The sequence below is a fragment of the Chitinibacter sp. SCUT-21 genome, from assembly GCA_041874755.1.
Lineage (GTDB): Bacteria > Pseudomonadota > Gammaproteobacteria > Burkholderiales > Chitinibacteraceae > Chitinibacter.
Map to the genome: position 1 here is coordinate 985,201 of CP102611.1, position 18,014 is coordinate 1,003,214.

Consider the following 18,014-nt stretch of genomic DNA (forward strand, 5'->3'; position numbering starts at 1 on the left):
TTAACGTAGATTCACGATCGTTTGCAAGATCGTATCTTGCGCTTTTACCGTTTGCGCATTGGCCTGATAATTACGTTGAGCGGTAATCAAATTCACCAACTCCGAAGTCAAATCCACATTCGAGTCTTCAACCGCAGCTGCTTGTAAAAAACCGGTATTACCTTGACCTGGCCCATTGGTTAAAGGCTGCCCAGAACCAAAAGACTCAGCCCAGCGATTATCCCCCAAGGGTTGCAAGCCTTGCGGGTTGGTGAAGGTAGAGAGAACTACTTTGGCGACATTGCGACTTTGGCCATTTGAATAACGGCCTTGCACAACCCCTTCCTTACTCACTGAAATCCCAGTCAAAACACCATCGGTGTAACCATCTTGCGTTAAGGTATTTACATTGTAAGGACTGCCAAATTGCGTCGACTTATTAAAAAAGAGCTGAAAACTTAACCCATTTGAACCATTATCAATCCCGGTAGGCCCTGCCGTGACATGCAACCAATCATCAGTAGCAGCAGCCGTAGAACCTGGTGTTGCGGTGATATTCGATGAATAATTTGTATATTTACCATTTGCATCGAAGCTAATCACACCTGCCAACTTCGTCCCTGGATTTGGCGCCAAGCTCCCATCAACATTCACATCTTTTCCATCGACTGCGTAATAAATATTCCAGCTACCCACTGCTCCCGCAGGTACCGAACCAGGATCTTGCTTGCGGAAATACATTGTCTGGGTATGAGCAACCCCCAGTGAGTCAAACACGGTGGCTGAAGTCGAATAATTATAGGTCGTAGGATCTGAAGAAGAAAAAGCAGCGCCTGGTGCAACTGGATTGGTGGGGTCATTAATAACTTTGTCCGCTGCATTTAGATTAAGCCCGAGTGTTAAACCTGCCCCAGTAACACCAGACCCTCCTGTTTCACGCGCACCAATATTAGCGAACTGCAATTGAATTGGCTGAGGTACAGCCCCTTCCAGGAAAACCCCCGTACCTTGATCCACCCCCCAACCAGTTAGAAACTGACCATTGTTGACGATATAGCCGTCTTTATTAAGTTGAAACTGGCCGTTACGTGCATAACTGATACTACCGGATTGATCTTGCATGCGGAAAAAACCATTGCCAGTAATTGCGATATCGAGCGGGTTATTTGTTGATGTCGTATTACCTTGCGAAAATTGCTGCGCAATCGTCGTCACTTTCGCACCAATCCCCGCAATATTCGAAGCCGTACCAAATGTGCTGGCGTAAATATCGGCAAATTCGGCACGTGAACCTTTAAAACCAACGGTATTAACGTTGGCAACGTTATTGCCGATGACGTCCAGATTTTTTGCCGCAGCACCTAGACCACTTAAGCCTTGTTGGAAACCCATGATACGCTCCTTACCTTAATGACGAAAAACCTTAGGCGATTAACCCCGATCATTAACCAGCTGCTGACTGAATCTGGATGATCCCGCCAAAATTGGTTTTATCCCCATTGGCTAAATACACCGCAACACCGTCACTACCAAATTCAACTGATTTGGCCACTTGCCAAGTCACCGTGTTCAAAGCAATTTCCTTGCCATCTTTTTGTGCATTAGCAGTTACAGTGTAATTGCCAGCTGGCAAGGCCGTGCCATCGGCCTTTTTGCCGTCCCACTCTACTTGCACCAAACCTGATTTACTCGTGGTAACCGGCACTTTGGCCACTTCTACACCTTTGTCGTCGTAAATCTTCGCCATGCCATTACTAGCACCTTCTGGCACCTCAAAGCGCAAATCAGCCGGTTTAGTACCGTCAAAGCGGAAACCCTTGCCGGGAGAGAGCACTTCTTTGCCGATCAAATTTGCCGCCTGCATCACTTGCGTGCCGGCGTACAAACTCGTCATTTGCGACATGGATGCATTGAGCTTTTCAATCCCGCTCACCGTATTAATTTGCGCAATCTGGCTCGTCGTTTGCGCGTTGTCCATCGGGTTCATCGGGTCTTGCGATTGCAATTGTTTGACCAGCAATTTCATAAAGCGATCTTGCTGCTCTTCAGTTTGCGTTTTGGTCACCGCTTTACGAGCATTGAGCGAGGTGTAATCAAATTGGCCTGATACTGGATTCGTTGCCATGATGCATTACTCCTTAAACCTGACCGAGCGACAAAGTGCGCAGCAGCAATGTCTTGGCGGTATTCATAACGTCAATATTGGTTTGATACGAGCGCGAGGCGGAAATCATATTGGTCATTTCGTCGACCACATTCACATTCGGCATCGCCACATAGCCATTGGCGTCGGCAAACGGGCTTTTGGGGTCGAACACTAATTTCGGTGGTGCTTGATCTTCAATTACACCTGCCACTTGCACGCCGACCGATTGCTGGTTTACTGGCGAAATTGGCTGCGCCTGAAACACCACCTGCTTAGCGCGGTAGGGTTGGCCGTTAGAGCTTGTTACCGATTCAGCATTGGCCAAATTACTTGCCACAGCATTAAGGCGCGCAGACTGGGCGCGCATGCCCGAGGCGGCTACATCAAAAACACGAAACATCGACATCGTTTAATCCTTATTGCCCAGTCAGTGCCGTTTTCATCGATTCAATCCGGCGCTGCATAAACGTCACCGAGGCCTGATAGCGAATCGCGTTATCGGTAAATTCTTTCATCTCGCTATCCATCTCAACGGTATTGCCGTCGATCGAAGGCTGACGCTCATTGCGATACAACAGCTCGGGCGAGAAAATATCGATTTTTTGCGAGGGTTGTAGATGGCGCGCATCGCTCGTCGCCAGCGTCGGCATTTGCTGACCTTCGCGCGCAGTTTCAAACGCGGCCTTAAAATCAAAATCACGCGCTTTGTAGTTTGGTGTATCGGCATTGGCAATATTGGATGCCAAAATTTCTTGGCGATACGAGCGCATTTTCAGCGCGGTTTCCTGATTGCGAAAATAATCGTCGATTTTGGCCAGCATGCTGCACTCCATTAGAACGCATTAATACAAGCACGATTCATGCCAAGCAAATGTACCCACTGAATGCCGTTTTTACTGGTTTTGCGGGGGCCAAACGCAAAAAAAGCGGCAAGGATTGCCGCTTTGAAGCTTGTCGTATTGCGCCGATAAACTGGAACACCAGCCTTAAAGACCATCTTTAGGTATTGCTAAGCACAACATATTTTACAATGCATAGCTAGCTATACCCCTACGGTGTAAATCCCCGAATCATCACTTGCCGCTCAATTCGCTGGGCGCGCAACAATTGCTCTAGCACCGCCAGCGCCGCCTCAGCATTGGCCGCGCCGCACATAAATAAATCGACCGCCGCATAGCCGTGCTCGGGCCACGTGTGGATGCTGATGTGCGATTCCATCAGTAGCAGCATGCCGGTGACGCCTTGCCCTGCGCCAAAATGATGGAAGTGCTGCTGTAGCACTGTGGCTTGGCCCGCTTGTGCCGCCGCGAGCATGGCCTTGGCAATCAGCGCTGGATCGGCCAAGGCGGCTACATCGCAGCCTTGCAAATCGGCAATCAAATGACGGCCCACAGCCAAGGCTGGCAGGGGCGGGATAGATTCCAATTTCATTTATGCCCGCCTCCAGAGCTCCAGCCGCCCGACGATGAGCCGCTGCTCCAACCACGGCTACTGCTTGAAGAAATAGAATCGCTACACGACGAGAGATTAAATAGCGTACAGATCGTAATAATCGCGATACAGTAAATTTTATAAAAACCGTTGCTCATTAGTCTGATTCACCTTTATTCAACGGCCAATGCAGCATATACGCCGCCATCCCCGTCCAAAACAGCGCCTCGATCACATCGTGCCCAAATAAAACCAAAGGCAAATTAATCGCCAGCAAAATCATCGTGTATCGCCAAGCTTGGCTGCGTTGATCGGCTTGTGGCTCAATTGAATCCGATTTGAGCGTTTGCACGTCTTTTTTGCCAAACCATTGCGCGATCTGCGCATTCATCACTTTTTCGGCTTGGCTCCAGACAATTTCGGCGTTGTTTTTTTCTTTGCACAACCGCATCGGGCCGTTTTGGTACTCCCACAATTGCACGCGATCGCCCACGCTCACGCGCCAGTTAAACGCGCCCGCGGCGTAACAGACTTTGGCCGTGTAGCTGTCGTACATTTTGCTATAACGCAGCCCGCGATATTGCGCATGCGCCTCGCTCCAGCTCTCGGGCATTTCGTTCAGCACTTTTACGCGCGACCAGCCGTCTTTGGCCTCAACCAGCCATTGAAAGCCATGCTGCCAGTTGTGCAGCAGGTATTCGCTCCAATGCGAGTCTTCGTCGTCGGTTTCGACCATTTCGATCAAACCGATCACCGTCCACTTTGTGCCATTAATCATTGCTGAATCACCGCAATCCAGCGTCGCATGGTAGCGCTCGGCTTCGGTGTGCTTAGTCAGCACCAGTGCCCGATCGCCCGAGCAATCGACTTCAGAACCACACGCTGCACACACAATTTGCGTCGCGACACCAGCACGATACTGCAGCTGATTACCGCAATTTGGGCAATCGAGCACATTCGCCGTGCCTTTGAGTCGCCCCGCGCTGCGCTGAATATCGTCATCGCTACGCAGCAATTGCGCTTGCAGATTTTTTAGCTCGACCGCCTCGCCAACATAGAGTTGGGGATTGGGTTTGGCCGCATTCACATCGGAATAATCAAGCGTTAGAAAACGATCGCCACTACGGCAATCGACCACTTTGGCGACATAGCCATTGCCAACCACAAACGGCAATTCACCCTGCCCGCCAACGCACTGCGCAGTGCGTTTATCCGTTACCACATAAGCGCGGCCGCCGTGCTCGTAGCGCATTTCGGGCGAAAGATATTCAAACGGCTGCGCATTGGCCGCGGCGCCTTCAGGCAGTGGCAGCGTGAACATATACTGCCCACAGGTATCGCCCAGCCAGCCATACTTACCATCGTCAAACGAGACATACCACTCGTTCCATAATCCGGCATCGTAGCGCAGCTGAATCCGGCCAATCACGGTAAACGCGCGGCCCACAAATACGCCAGACGTGCCGATCTGGAGCGGCGAATAGTCCTCCAGCACCTTGCCAATTTTGCCGATGTCTTTGACCTCATCGGCACTACGCAACACGGTGGATTGGCAATACTCGCAGACAGCGATCGCCGAAATGGTCGAGCGAAATAAAACCTCAGCCCCGCACGAGGGGCAAGCGGTACGGAACATTAAAGGCTTTCCCAACTAGGTAATTGTTTTTTACGGGCATACGCTCTAATGCATAAAGCATAAATAAAGCAGAAGCACACGAAGAACAAAAGAAAACCAATCGAACTCCAGGTGGCGCCTCTCATTGCAGAAAAGAATGCTGCGAGTAATAGAACACCAAAACGGAAGCAGCCTTGCAGAGCTTCACCACACAGTGAGTTGAAGTACATTGGCTTAGTTCTTAAACCTAAAGCCCACTGAGCTCTGAGCAACCAAGGCCATTGCTCCAAGTATTGCCATTCTGTTTCCGCCGTTTTGGCTTGAAATGCAGCCAAAGCAGCCGCCTTTTTGCGATCAAACTCTACATCTTGCGCCATTTTTAGCCCCTCCCCGGCTGCCATTCTTCGTGCTCGGCTAAACCCTCATACGCCAGCCACGGTTTGCGATGCGACGCCCAAATATGCTGCTCTGGCCGCGCTTGCGGGTCTTCATCCAAAGTCGCAACGCGCAATACCCAAAGCGGGCGCCCTTCTTTTTTCGCTAGTAAATGGCTGCCGCAGCCTGAGCAAAAATACCGAATCTTGCCCGCCGACGATTCAAATTGACTGAGCAGGTCTTCACCTTGCAGCCAGCGAAAATCACTCGGCTCTACGCCCGCCGCCGAATTAAAAGCAGCAGCGTGAGTTTTGCGGCAGGTTTGGCAATGGCAGTGCGCAATTGCGCTCGCTAATTTGGCGACTTCATATTTAACCGCACCGCAGGCGCATGAACCTTGCAAGCTCATTCTTTATCCTTGTCCCGCTTATCGTGATATTCATCAAACGCCCAATATGCCCACATCATGCAGATCGCGCCGATCACGCCCAAAATCATCACCAAGGTATTCATTGAATCTCGCTTTAAGTACTGTTGAATGTTTAAACCGCTTCGCTTAGCGTTACTTTGATTGAATCAGTCAAACTCGGCGCAATTTGAATAAAGCGTTGCAAATAATCCTGCTGGCCATGTAATTCAAAATCAGCTTTAGATTTAAACCGTTCAATCATCGTGTAGGTTTTGTCGCAATCAACGGCACGATGCAAGGCATAGCTCAGGCAGCCACTCTCAGCGCGGGTCGGCGCGATCAGGCTTTGCAACTGGGCCTGCAATTCATTTTGCTGACCTTCTTTACTGATAAATTCGGCAATACAAACGATTTCGCTCATGTCTATTCCACTCACAATTAGCCAATCAATTTTTTCAATACTTCCGCTTTGGCGCTATCGTAATCGGCTTGGCTAATCAAGCCCTGATCGAGCAAGCCTTTGAGCTGGGCTAGCTTGGCTTGTGGGCTGTTGGGATCGGCTGGCGCAGTACCCTGCTGAGGTACTGGCTGTTGCACTCCTCCTGCCATTACCCCCACGCCCATACCCCCATCGGCACCAATAACGACTCCAGCGCCCGCCGGCGCTGCTACGCCGCCTAGCCCCAAAGCATTGGTCATCGCGCCCGCCATCACTTGGCCGACGCCGACACCAGCGGCCATACCCGCGCCAATGCCTGCCAAACCACCTTCGTTTTGCGCCGCGAGCGGAATGGCGTTGGCGGCTTGGTATTGCGTGTAGGTTTGCATATTGCCGATCATGCCCATCGTGATGCGCGTGTCGATAGCTTTTTGCAGTTCTTCAGGCAAGCTGATGTTTTCCACCGCGAAGTTGTCGAGCTCAAGGCCGTATTTGGCAAACACCGGCGTTAACGCTTCGCTGATTTTCTGGCTCATCAGGCCTTGATTGCCGGCCATATCGAGGAATGGTACGCCTGCGCCACCCAAGGCTGAGGTCATCGTGGCGACGACGAGGTTGCGCAATTGCAGTTCTAAATCATCACGCGTGTATACCTCACGCGTGCCGCTGATTTCGCTAAAAAACAGTTTCGGATCGACCAATTTATACGAATACACGCCAAACGCGCGCATCCGTACCATGCCAAAATCAGCGTCGCGTATCGTGATCGGCTGCGGCGTGCCCCATTTACGGCCAAGCTGCAGGCGGGTACTAAAGAAATAAACGTCCGATTTAAACGGCGACTCGAACAGCTTGTCCCAGTTTTTCAGGTAAGTGAGCACCGGCAGCGTTTGCGTGGTCAGCTTATACATGCCCGCGCCAAACACATCGGCGACTTGGCCTTCATTAATAAACACCGCCGCCTGCGATTCACGCACTGTCAGGCTGGCGCCATACTGAATCTCGAAATCGGCCATCGGATAGCGATACGCCAACACGCCATCGCTGTCCTCATTCCACTGCAGAATGTCGATAAATTGCTTTTTAATAAATGAACCGAGACCCATGATGCGCTCCATCTGCTAGGCAAAAATTAATCAAATACCGTGAAATTAAAAAAGACCACCGAGTAATTCAACAACCCAATCAAGCCCCGATTCCAAACCCCAATCCAGCGCCTCTTCAACGAAATCAGAATACCAAGACTCTTTCTTTTGCTGTTCCATCGCGTGCCCTTTTTGCAATCAAACCTCATATGAACAGTGAGCAACGACACTGGCTGCTCGAAAGCCTGAAAACATTACACTTTAATCACCATACTCATCACGAGGCCTGCGAGAATTAGATTTGCAGCACAACGACTTAAAGCATGAAATGAAAGGCTGAAAATGACATTACCTAACTCATGTTTACGATCGGTTGTTAATTCAGGTTTTATAAGCAATAAGCTGCCTTGCAAAATTGCACCTATCGCTAATGACAAACCTCCCCACGAGAATAAGTCGTAGGTTTTTCCCGTCATAACTAAGCCAAAACTCAATAAAGCCAACCCAAGAACGTAAGCAAAAATCAAATTCCCACGCGACATTGCAAGTTCATTGTTTGAATTCGATTGATTCATTAAGACAAACACCCCGCATTAATCACACCGACCGCGACCGAAATACTCCCTGCCAGTACACCCACAGCAACGTTATTATTCATAATCTGCTCAGGCATACCCTTAATACATTTCACCAAAAAGGCGTAAACCAAAATTTGCATCAGGCCGGCTAGCGCACCCCAGATGACAAAAAACACCAAGTGATTTAAATGCCAAGCGCTCGAGGCCAGTGCGAATGAAAAGCCGATCAGGGCTCCGGCGAACGATAAGGCGGCGGCTACATTGCCTTCGCGCACCAGCTTGATTTCGTCGTACGGCGTGATTTTGATGTACAGCATCGCAAACACAATCAGCATCGCCACGCCGCTGGCGAGGTAGCTGAAATAGCCAATTAATGGCGGTAGATAGCTTTCTAGCATGCGTATTCCTTACTAGGTTCAGGCATAATGCTGTCATTCTCTACCAAACAAATAAAAATATCCATGCGAGAAAAACTGCTGATTCTTTCGGTTTTTATTGTGGCTTCTTGCGGCTTGGCTTACGAGTTGATTGCCGCGGCGCTCGCCAGCTATTTAATGGGCGATTCGGTGCTGCAATTTTCATCGATTATCGGCTGCTATTTATTTGCGATGGGCATCGGCTCGCATCTGTCTAAATATGTACCCGAAGCACGCACGCTCGATCGCTTTATTGAAATTGAGCTTTTGGTCGGCCTGATCGGTGGCCTATCGGCGACGATGCTGTTTGTCGTGTTCGCGTGGGCGGCCGCGCCGTTTCGCTCAGTGCTGTATGTGTTGGTGTTTTTAACCGGCACACTGGTCGGGATGGAAATTCCGCTGGTGATGCGGGTACTGAATCAGCGCAAAACCGATTTTGCCGAGCTGGTCAGCCGCGTGCTAACGTTTGACTATATGGGCGCGCTGGCGGTGTCTCTGCTGTTTCCGCTGGTGCTGGCGCCGCATTTAGGCCTTGCGCGTTCGGCCTTGCTGTTTGGTTTGGTCAACGTTGGCATTGCCTTGTTCACAACCAAAATTTTCCGCAACGAATTAGCGCACGCCAAGCTGCATTTATTGCGCGGCGGTGTCGTGGCCTTCGTCTTGCTTGGCGCATTGCTTGGCGCGGATAAACTAACCAAGTGGAGCGAAAACACGCTGTACGGCGACGAAATCATCCACGCGCAAACCACGCCCTACCAGCGGCTATTGATCACGCAGTGGAAAAACGACACACGGCTCTACATCAACGGCAATTTGCAGTTTTCCAGCCGCGACGAATACCGTTACCACGAAGCGCTAGTTCATCCGGTGCTGGAAAAACTGCCGCAGGCCAAATCGGTGCTGGTGCTCGGTGGTGGCGATGGGCTGGCGGTGCGCGAGATTTTGAAATACCCGCATATCGAGCACATTACGCTGGTCGATCTTGACCCGGCGATGACCGACTTATTTACCCATAACGAAAAGCTGGTTGGTTTTAATCAGCGTGCGCTGTCCAATCCAAAAGTCAAAGTCGTCAACGCCGATGCTGCACAGTGGATTGAGCAAAACCAGCAGATTTTCGACGCGATTATTATTGATTTCCCCGACCCAAGTAATTTTGCGTTGGGTAAATTGTATTCAGTGCCGATGTATCGTTTGGTTAAAAAACACCTGAGTGAAAACGGGCTAATGGTGGTGCAATCAACATCGCCACTACATGCCCCCCGCTCGTATTGGTGTATCAACGAAACACTGAAAGACGTCGGGCTATATACCACCCCTTACCATGCTTTCGTTCCGTCATTTGGCGAATGGGGTTTTATTTTGGCGGGCAAGCAGTCTGGCTATACGCCACCGACGTCGTACCGCGTCAAAACCAAGTTCCTCGACGGTGAAACCACGCGGCAGATGTTCTTCTTCCCGCCCGATATGCAGCCGGTAAAAGTCGAAGCGAACCGATTAAACAACCAATCGCTGGTGCATTATTTCGAGCAAGATTGGTCGCAGGTGATACGTTAATGCGCGGGATAAGTCGCCGCCAGTTTTTGCAAAGCAGCGCGGCGCTGGGGCTTGCCAGCGTGTTGCCTGCTTGCCGCGAAATTAGTCACTTCGGCATTCCTATCAAGGTGTATTTGCCCGGCATGCAGGCTGGGCATGCCTTGCGTGGCAATATCTCAATACCAAAGCCCAAAACAACGCGCAAAATTAAAGTGGCGATTTTAGGATCGGGCGCGGCCGGATCGTTCGCGGCGTGGCGCTTAAAAAAGAGCGGTGCATTTGCAGCCGATGAAGTCGTCATCGTGAGCGGCCCCGAGCGTTTTGGCAACGCCGCCGCTGGTGTGATGAACGGCGTAGGCTATCCGCAAGGCGCGCATTACTTGCCGCTGCCTTCGATGGCCTCACTCCATGTACGCGAATTGCTCTTTGATATGGGCGTCATTGAAGCCGAGCCGTATAGCGAAAAACCGACCTACAACGAGCGCGTCTTGGTGCATTCGCCTGAAGATCGGCTGTTGATCAACGGCCACTGGCAAGAAGGCGTTGTGCCGCATACGGGTTTGAACGCTGAAGAGCTAGCACAGCAACAGCGCTTTTTTGCGCAGATGCAATCCATGCAGCACGCCGTTGGCGTTGACGGCCACAAAGCATTTTGCATCCCGATTGCGCAAGCCAGCCAAGATAACCAATGGCGCTCGCTCGATCAAATCACCTTCGCCGCGTGGCTCTCGCAACATGGCTACACCGCGCCTAGCCTCTTGTGGTATCTGGATTACGCCTGCCGCGACGATTACGGCATTGGCATCAAACAAACATCCGCGTGGGCCGGAATTCACTATTTTGCCGCGCGTGGTGGACAGGCTGCGAATGCTGCCGAAGGCGCAGTGTTGACGTGGCCAACGGGGCTTAACCCCTTGTTGCAACATATGCACCAAGGGCAAAACTTGCTCGATGGCATGGCAGTCAAAATCAGCGAACAAGGCGATACGGTTCACGTTGACGTACTACATCAGGGCGAAGTGACGCGTTTGATCGCCGAGCACGTGATTTGTGCCATGCCCTTGCATGTGGCGGGCAAAATCATCGATTTAAGCCAATATGGTTTTAATCCCGCGCAACACCTTGCCCCGCATGCGGCGTGGCAAGTGAGTAATTTCCTGCTGAAACGCTTTCCCGATGAAGCTGAACATGCGCCAAAGCAATCATCCCCTCAAGCACTGCACGATTACGCCACGCCGCTGGCGTGGGATAACGTCGTCTACGGTAGCCAAAGCTTGGGCTATGTGAACAGCACGCACCAACTGATCCGCGCCGCCAAACCTGCCAACACCGTGTTCACCGCTTACCATGCCTTCGACAATGAAGCGCCCGCGGCCATCCGCGCGCGGCTAGAGCACGCCAGCGCCGCCGAGCTATATCAAACTGCGCTGGCCGATCTGGGTGGTGTGTATGGCTGGGATAACCCAATCACCGCCCGGCGCTACATCGAGCAAGTGGAATTCACGCTACGCGGCCATGCAATGGCCTCACCCATCGTTGGATTTTTAAGCAATGTAGGCACAACCGCGCTGCAACAGCAAAGCGGGCGCGTGCTGTTTGCGCACAGCGATCTGAGCGGGCTTTCGGTGTTTGAAGAAGCAAGCTGGTGGGGAGAAGTGGCAGCGCAGCAGATTTTGCAAAGTGCAAAATAAAAAACCCGCAGCAATAGGCTGCGGGTTTTATTTATAGAGGCGGATTACTTCTTAATCATGCCTTTATAAATCGTATCAACCAATTCAGCATCAGGCGTGTCTTGCGATAGCTCCCAAGCCATAATCCCGCCCAGCTTTTTCTTTTTGGCAAATTCGATTTTTTCTTTCAGCAATTGCACGTCGTCGTACACCCAAACGTCTTTGCCATTTACTTTCCACACTGCGCGTGTTTTTTCATCGCGGTGAACGGTGCCCGGCAAAGTTTTCAGGTAGGAATACGGCGCAGTACCGGCTTCAATCGGGCCTTTGGCTTTGGCGATAACAGGCTGGTACAAGCCATTATTTTCCAAGCTATTCACAGTCCAACCATAACCATAGAATGGCACGCCCAAGACAATTTTATTTGATGGCACGCCACGGCCCATGTAGTCATCAATCGTGCTATCCACCGAAATACGATCTTTCGCGCCGCCGATCAAGGTTGCGTGGTGACCCGTTGTTGCTGACCATGGGCCAGTGAAATCGTAGGTCATCAAATTGATCCAATTGAGCGATGGCGTGATTTTATCGAGCTCAATTTTTTCAGATTTGCTCGCCGCAGCAGGTGCGGCGATGGTCAATAGCAAACCAGGTTTCACTGCGTCGATTTGCTTGCGGAACTCGGCCAGCATCGCAGTGAAGTTTTGCGTGTCTTCTGGGCGAACGATATTGCCATCGTTGCCTGCAGATGCTGGGTATTCCCAATCGATGTCAAAGCCATCAAACACGCCGGCGGCTAAACCTGGTACCACTTTGCCATTTTGATCGGGCACATTGCCTTTGATATAAGCATCAACGCACGATTTGACAAACGCTTCGCGATTGGCAGGCAGCGCCGCATCCGAGAAGTATTTAGACCAAGTCCAGCCACCCAAGCTGATCACGACTTTCAGATTTGGATATTTTTTCTTCAGCTGTTTGAGCTGATTCCAATGCCCATACAAGCCATTGTCGCCCTTGTCTTCTTTGCCATCGAGCGTGTATGCGGCGTCGATCGGGTTCCAGTAATCATCACCAGCTGCACCCACACCAGCTTTATCAACGCCAACCACGCAGCGGTTGTCTTTGACATTACCAAATGCGTATTCGAGCACCGTAATCTTGCCCGCAGCGCCGCTGGTATCGAGGTTTTTCACGTAGAACTGGCTATTGTGTTTGGCCCAAGCGGGGAAGTACATCACCGATTGGGCGCTAGTTGGGCCTGCAACACCAGTAAGAACTGGCGCGACTACACCCGCTTTGGCGTCTTCTGGTTTTGCGGCTTCCAGGCTGATCAATTTCAAATTATCAATGTAGGCATCTTTACCCGAGCCATTGGCCGAATCCCATTGCTCCCATTTGATATGAAAATCAAAACGGCCTTTAAATTCGATTTCGTAGTGTTCCCACTTTTTGCTGTCTTTCAGTGAGTTTGGAAAGCCACGCGCGGTACTGGCAATCCAGTATTCCTTACGACCCGGCGTGCTCTCGTCGATGCCCAAAGTACCGCCGCAGTTATTGCTGCAGGTACCAAGGTAATCAAACACAATTTTGTATTTACCAGCGGGGAATTTGGTTTTGGTGAAAATATCGCCGATATTGACCGGCTTATTAAAGCGCGCCACTTTATTATCTGGGTTCAGTGGGTCCACCTCGATCGAGGTGTACATTTTTGACGTAGCCTCGCCACCTTGGCCAACCCATTGGCTTAAATCTTTATCAAAGTTGTCTTCAAAAACAACCGTTTCAGCCTGAGCAAATGCCGCAGCAAGCAGCATAGGCAATAGTAATTTTTTCATTTTGATTCCCCTCCGATGTGAATATGCACTTCGCATCAGAGGGTAAATCATGCGCTGACTTTCGACGAATTTTTATCAGCCAGTGTCAGATTTGTAGCACCTTTAAATCGAACTACATGATTTGCTTATTTACACTTCTTACGCTTCGGGCACTGGGTGCAATCTTTCACTTCGTTCAGCTTTTCTAAGCTTTGGCTAAGGGCACAGACCGAGCGGCGGCAGGCCACGAAGCGCACGTTCTCTTCATTGGCCAATTCACGATACGCCTTCATCACGTTGTGGCTCAGAAAATCGGTAAACAAAATCAGCAAGTCGGCACCATTCAGGCTAGGCGGTTTGCGCTGATGCGCCACATTGCGCCCGTTCACATGTTTTTGCACGGTAATGCCATGCTGCGCCAACACTTGCGGAATATTGCCCAAGACATCTGCACCGACGAGATACGCGTTCATTTTGTCTACCTGTAAGTTTGAAATAAGATGGGAATGATTATCATCTAAATGCGAATTATTATCAATAGCATTGTTATCAAGATTTGATGACAAACAAAACTTTGCGCCAACGCAAAGGCGGATCGCTAAGGTTTTTCCCTGATTTGCGTTGTATCAAACAGCATCAAGCTCGCTTCGGGCTAAATAAACGCAGCGTGCGCAAGCACCAAGCCGATGATTCTCGCTTGCCCAAAAAGGATAAAAAACGATGCAGATCGTGGTTCCCAAAGAGACACTGCCGGGGGAAACCCGCGTGGCGGCCTCGCCCGATACGGTAAAAAAATTAGTGCAACAAGGCCATGATGTTCTCGTTGAACACAATGCGGGCTTGGCTGCGAGCTGGTCTGATGAGCTGTATATGGCTGCGGGGGCGCAAATTGCCGCCGATACTACCCAGCTGTATAGTGATGTAGCGCTTATTTTAAAAGTCAATCAGCCCAATACCCTTGAAATCGTGCAATTCAAACCACGCTCGGTGCTGATTGCGCAAATGAATATTCATCGCTTTGAAGCGCTCCCGTCTTTGGCGCAAAAACAAATCGATACCTACGCGCTCGAACTCATCCCGCGCATTACACGTGGCCAGAGCATGGATATTTTATCGAGCCAAGCCAATATCGCCGGCTACCGCGCCGTACTGCTCGCCACACACTACTTCCCGCGCTTTATGCCGATGTTTATGACCGCTGCAGGCTCGGTAAAACCAGCGCGCGTGCTGATTTTGGGCGCCGGTGTTGCCGGTTTGCAGGCGATTGCAACAGCGAAACGCTTGGGCGCGATTGTAGAAGTATTCGACGTTCGCCCTGCCACGCGCGAGCAAGTGGAATCGCTTGGCGCGAAATTTATCGAAGTGGAATTGAACGAAGAAGAACGCGCCGCGTTTGAACACACCGGCGGCTACGCCAAAGAAATGTCGGACGACTATAAAGCGCGGCAAAGCGCCTTGATCGCGCAGCAAGCGGCCAGCGCCGATATCATCATCACCACCGCGTTGATTCCGGGCAAACCCGCTCCCGTCTTGATCACGCCTGAAACCGTCGCGGCGATGAAGGCTGGCTCTGTGATCATTGACCTCGCCGTGGCCGCAGGCGGCAATTGCCCATTATCGCGCAGCGACGAAGTCGTGAAATCCGACAATGGCATCATCATCGTTGGCCACGCTAATTTACCCGCGCTGGTCGCCACCGACGCCTCGGCGATGTTCGCGCGCAATGTACTGACGTTCTTGGGCTTGCTGCTCAATAAAGAAGGCCAATACGCGCCGCAGCTCGATGATGAAATCATCAAAGCCACGCTTGTTACGCATGCCGGTAGTGTGTATTTCGGTACAGACCAAGTAGTAAAAAGCATTGCAGCCAATACCCCAGTAGCTACCGAAGAGGAAACCCCATGTCTAGCCTAGCCTCCAGCCTAGCTTCCAGTGTCGCCAGTGCGCCCGTGAACGCGCACGATGTCGTGACTAGCGATCCATTTATCGCCAGCCTTACGATTTTCGTGTTGGCGATTTTTGTCGGCTACCACGTCGTGTGGAACGTCACGCCCGCGCTGCACACGCCGTTAATGGCGGTGACGAATGCGATTTCCGGCATTATCGTCGTCGGCGCGATGTTGCAAGTGGTCGATATCAACGCGCAGCAAATTACGCTGACCAGTGTGCTCGGCGCAATCGCGATTTTCCTTGCCAGCATCAATATTTTTGGTGGCTTTTTGGTCACGCAGCGCATGCTCGATATGTTTAAAGCTAAAAAAGGGGCGAAGTAAATGGCTAATCTCACTGCCCTACTCTATTTAGTCGCTGCGGTGCTGTTTATCCTATCGCTGCGCGGCCTGTCGTCGCCCAAAACCGCCCTGCGCGGCAATCTGTACGGCATGGTCGGGATGGCGATTGCGGTGTTGACGACGTTTTTTGTCGCCAATCAACCCGTCGTCTGGCTGATCGTTGCATCGATGGCGGCGGGTGCGGTGGTTGGTGCGTACAAAGCGCGCACGGTGGCGATGACGGCGATGCCGGAATTGGTTGCCGCAATGCACTCGCTGGTTGGTTTGTCGGCGGTGTTGATTGCCGTCGCGGCAGTGTTCCATACTGGCGTTACTCACACCGGCGCGCAACAAATCGAGCTGTTTATCGGCGCGTTTATCGGCGCGATTACCTTTACCGCATCGGTCGTTGCCTACGGCAAGCTATCAGGCAAGTTTGGCGCACGCGCGATTAATTTTAACGGCCAGCATTTGCTTAATTTATTTTTAGCCATTGCGATGGTTGGCTTGGGCTTTGCCTATTACGCCACCGGCAGCGAAGCAGCGTTTTTAATGATGCTGGCGATTGCCTTGGCGCTCGGCGTGCTGCTGATTATTCCAATTGGTGGTGCAGATATGCCGGTGGTGGTGTCGATGCTGAACTCGTATTCGGGTTGGGCGGCCGCAGGCATTGGCTTTACGCTGAATAACCCGGTACTGATTATTGCCGGCGCTTGCGTTGGCGCGTCGGGCGCGATTTTGTCCTACATCATGTGCAAAGCGATGAATCGCTCGATCGTTTCGGTACTGCTCGGCGGCTTTGGTGCTGAAGTCGCAGCGGGTGGAGCGGCAGGTAGCGGTCAGAAAAACTACCGTTCTGGCTCGGCCGACGACGCGGCCTTCCTGATGGAAAATGCCGAAAAAGTCATCATCATTCCCGGCTACGGCTTGGCGGTATCGCGTGCGCAGCACGCGCTGCAAGAGCTGACCGATTTGCTAACCGAGCGCGGCGTGGATGTACGTTATGCGATTCACCCCGTTGCCGGTCGCATGCCGGGCCATATGAATGTGCTACTGGCCGAAGCCGAAGTGCCGTATGAACGCGTCGTTGAGATGGAAGAAATCAATAGCGAGTTTTCCAGCGCGGACGTGGTGCTGGTGATCGGCGCGAACGACGTCGTCAACCCGGCGGCCAAAAATGATCCAAATAGCTCAATCTACGGCATGCCGATTCTGGACGCGTACAAAGCACGCACCGTGATGGTTGTTAAACGCTCGATGAGCGCGGGCTACGCCGGCTTGGACAATGATCTGTTTTATATGGACAAAACGATGATGGTTTTTGGCGACGCAAAAAAAGTCGTCGAAGAAATGTTGCAAGCGGTACATTAATACCTAGCGCAGTATTAAGCTAAAATCCAATCTGCAAAATAGTTACAAAACCATACCCCAAGTATCAAGCTTGGGGTATGTGTTTTTAATTTGCTTAAGCATCCAAATTTCAGCCAAGCAAGGCCGTTTAATGCGGGGGATTATTTATTTGCCAGCATCAAAAACAGCGGAAAGCTTTTTTGCCCAGCCGATTGCGGTTTGGCAATCGTAAATACCGTTTCAAACCTAACCTGCTTAAACCCAGCTTGTTCAGCCAACGCTTGCAAAGCGGCGCGGTCAAAGCCTTTGTGCCCGTCAAAGTCTGGGCCGTGAAACGAGCCATCTTCAGTGTCCAAATCGCAAATGGCAATTGCGCCACCGGCATTGAGATTGGCGGCGAATGCGTGCAACATTTGCTGCGTGTCGGGTATGTGGTGAAACGTCATCAGCGAATAGATCAAATCGAACGTCTCAGTCGCTGCGGCGCTGGTGTCCGTCAAATCCAAGGCCAGCGGCTGCATATGGCTGATGCCTTGCGCTGCGATTTTATCGCGCAGCACGGCAAGCATCCCTTCCGAGGTATCGGCCAAGGTGATGTGCGCCAAATCGGCGCGCAATTCAAAGCTAAGCAAACCGGTGCCACAGCCGTATTCCAGCGCGCGGCAATGAGCCCCAATCGCCACGCCACGCCGAATCGCCGCCGCCACTTGCTGTGCGCGCGCGACTTTGGCGGGGTCGGCATCCCACGTTGCGGCGGCTTGATCAAAATGCGTCGTGCTGTTCATCGTGATTCCTTGTTGATTAAATTGCTCTGCGAACTTTAGATCATAAAACAAAGCCCCATGGCGCGAACGCCGTTCACGTAAGCAAAAAAATGGCCGTTCGCCCTGAGCTTGGC

At 51.4% G+C, this 18,014-nt stretch carries 20 protein-coding genes; 5 read left to right on the forward strand and 15 right to left on the reverse strand.

Annotation, left to right across the window (positions count from 1 at the left end; genetic code table 11):
- The 12 genes from flgE to NT239_04640 all read right to left on the reverse strand — a co-directional run bounded on the left by flgE (position 1) and on the right by NT239_04640 (position 8,455).
- On the reverse strand, positions 1-1,371 hold the full coding sequence (flgE, locus tag NT239_04585; protein ID XGA72125.1) for a flagellar hook protein FlgE: 1,371 nt from the start codon (positions 1,369-1,371) through the stop codon (positions 1-3).
- A gap of 52 nt (positions 1,372-1,423) precedes the next feature.
- Complete coding sequence (locus tag NT239_04590) at positions 1,424-2,104, reverse strand: flagellar hook assembly protein FlgD (GenBank protein ID XGA72126.1); 681 nt, start codon at positions 2,102-2,104, stop codon at positions 1,424-1,426.
- A 13-nt stretch (positions 2,105-2,117) separates the two neighbouring features.
- A complete protein-coding gene (flgC, locus tag NT239_04595) occupies positions 2,118-2,531 on the reverse strand; it encodes a flagellar basal body rod protein FlgC (protein ID XGA72127.1) in 414 nt (137 codons plus the stop codon).
- Positions 2,532-2,541: 10 nt separating this feature from the next.
- Entirely contained in the window at positions 2,542-2,946 is a 405-nt protein-coding gene (gene flgB, locus NT239_04600) for a flagellar basal body rod protein FlgB (GenBank protein XGA72128.1), read from the reverse strand.
- A gap of 229 nt (positions 2,947-3,175) precedes the next feature.
- Positions 3,176-3,556: an adenosylmethionine decarboxylase gene (gene speD / locus NT239_04605; GenBank protein ID XGA72129.1), complete on the reverse strand. Its 381-nt coding sequence runs from the start codon at positions 3,554-3,556 to the stop codon at positions 3,176-3,178.
- Between the two features lie 157 nt (positions 3,557-3,713).
- Positions 3,714-5,192 (reverse strand): DUF4178 domain-containing protein, encoded by a 1,479-nt coding sequence (locus tag NT239_04610; protein ID XGA72130.1) that lies wholly within the window; start codon positions 5,190-5,192, stop codon positions 3,714-3,716.
- Positions 5,192-5,548, reverse strand: a complete 357-nt coding sequence (locus tag NT239_04615) for a DUF6404 family protein (GenBank protein XGA72131.1) — start codon at positions 5,546-5,548, stop codon at positions 5,192-5,194. Before NT239_04615 ends, NT239_04610 begins: the two co-directional genes overlap by 1 nt.
- 2 nt (positions 5,549-5,550) lie before the next feature.
- The gene (locus tag NT239_04620) at positions 5,551-5,955 is read right to left on the reverse strand and encodes a GFA family protein (GenBank protein ID XGA72132.1); all 405 of its coding nucleotides are present in this window, start codon (positions 5,953-5,955) and stop codon (positions 5,551-5,553) included.
- A gap of 133 nt (positions 5,956-6,088) precedes the next feature.
- Positions 6,089-6,376: an antibiotic biosynthesis monooxygenase gene (locus NT239_04625; GenBank protein XGA72133.1), complete on the reverse strand. Its 288-nt coding sequence runs from the start codon at positions 6,374-6,376 to the stop codon at positions 6,089-6,091.
- A 17-nt stretch (positions 6,377-6,393) separates the two neighbouring features.
- Complete coding sequence (locus NT239_04630; protein XGA72134.1) at positions 6,394-7,500, reverse strand: SPFH domain-containing protein; 1,107 nt, start codon at positions 7,498-7,500, stop codon at positions 6,394-6,396.
- A 233-nt stretch (positions 7,501-7,733) separates the two neighbouring features.
- Positions 7,734-8,054 carry a hypothetical protein gene (locus tag NT239_04635; GenBank protein ID XGA72135.1) on the reverse strand — a complete coding sequence of 107 codons (321 nt, stop codon included), beginning with the start codon at positions 8,052-8,054 and terminating at the stop codon, positions 7,734-7,736.
- A complete protein-coding gene (locus tag NT239_04640) occupies positions 8,054-8,455 on the reverse strand; it encodes a DUF350 domain-containing protein (GenBank protein ID XGA72136.1) in 402 nt (133 codons plus the stop codon). The genes NT239_04635 and NT239_04640 overlap by 1 nt, the downstream gene beginning before the upstream one ends.
- 63 nt (positions 8,456-8,518) lie before the next feature.
- Here NT239_04640 and NT239_04645 point away from each other — a divergent pair, with 63 nt between their 5' ends.
- Together NT239_04645 and NT239_04650 are read left to right on the forward strand one after the other, a co-directional pair.
- On the forward strand, positions 8,519-10,030 hold the full coding sequence (locus tag NT239_04645; protein XGA72137.1) for a polyamine aminopropyltransferase: 1,512 nt from the start codon (positions 8,519-8,521) through the stop codon (positions 10,028-10,030).
- The gene (locus NT239_04650) at positions 10,030-11,700 is read left to right on the forward strand and encodes a twin-arginine translocation signal domain-containing protein (GenBank protein ID XGA72138.1); all 1,671 of its coding nucleotides are present in this window, start codon (positions 10,030-10,032) and stop codon (positions 11,698-11,700) included. Before NT239_04645 ends, NT239_04650 begins: the two co-directional genes overlap by 1 nt.
- 44 nt (positions 11,701-11,744) lie before the next feature.
- Here NT239_04650 and NT239_04655 read toward each other — a convergent pair whose 3' ends face one another.
- Positions 11,745-13,517 carry a glycoside hydrolase family 18 protein gene (locus NT239_04655; protein ID XGA72139.1) on the reverse strand — a complete coding sequence of 591 codons (1,773 nt, stop codon included), beginning with the start codon at positions 13,515-13,517 and terminating at the stop codon, positions 11,745-11,747.
- Between the two features lie 125 nt (positions 13,518-13,642).
- On the reverse strand, positions 13,643-13,969 hold the full coding sequence (locus tag NT239_04660) for a DUF2325 domain-containing protein (protein XGA72140.1): 327 nt from the start codon (positions 13,967-13,969) through the stop codon (positions 13,643-13,645).
- A gap of 247 nt (positions 13,970-14,216) precedes the next feature.
- Between NT239_04660 and NT239_04665 the strand changes: the two genes are divergently transcribed.
- Genes NT239_04665 through NT239_04675 form a run of 3 tightly spaced genes read left to right on the forward strand, consistent with a single transcriptional unit; the run spans position 14,217 to position 17,137 of the window.
- Complete coding sequence (locus NT239_04665) at positions 14,217-15,410, forward strand: Re/Si-specific NAD(P)(+) transhydrogenase subunit alpha (protein ID XGA72141.1); 1,194 nt, start codon at positions 14,217-14,219, stop codon at positions 15,408-15,410.
- Positions 15,398-15,769: a proton-translocating transhydrogenase family protein gene (locus tag NT239_04670; GenBank protein ID XGA72142.1), complete on the forward strand. Its 372-nt coding sequence runs from the start codon at positions 15,398-15,400 to the stop codon at positions 15,767-15,769. Before NT239_04665 ends, NT239_04670 begins: the two co-directional genes overlap by 13 nt.
- Positions 15,770-17,137 (forward strand): NAD(P)(+) transhydrogenase (Re/Si-specific) subunit beta, encoded by a 1,368-nt coding sequence (locus NT239_04675; GenBank protein ID XGA72143.1) that lies wholly within the window; start codon positions 15,770-15,772, stop codon positions 17,135-17,137.
- A gap of 140 nt (positions 17,138-17,277) precedes the next feature.
- On the opposite strand, the gene NT239_04680 is transcribed toward NT239_04675, so the two are convergent.
- Positions 17,278-17,901 (reverse strand): class I SAM-dependent methyltransferase, encoded by a 624-nt coding sequence (locus NT239_04680; GenBank protein ID XGA72144.1) that lies wholly within the window; start codon positions 17,899-17,901, stop codon positions 17,278-17,280.
- Positions 17,902-18,014: the final 113 nt, after the last annotated feature.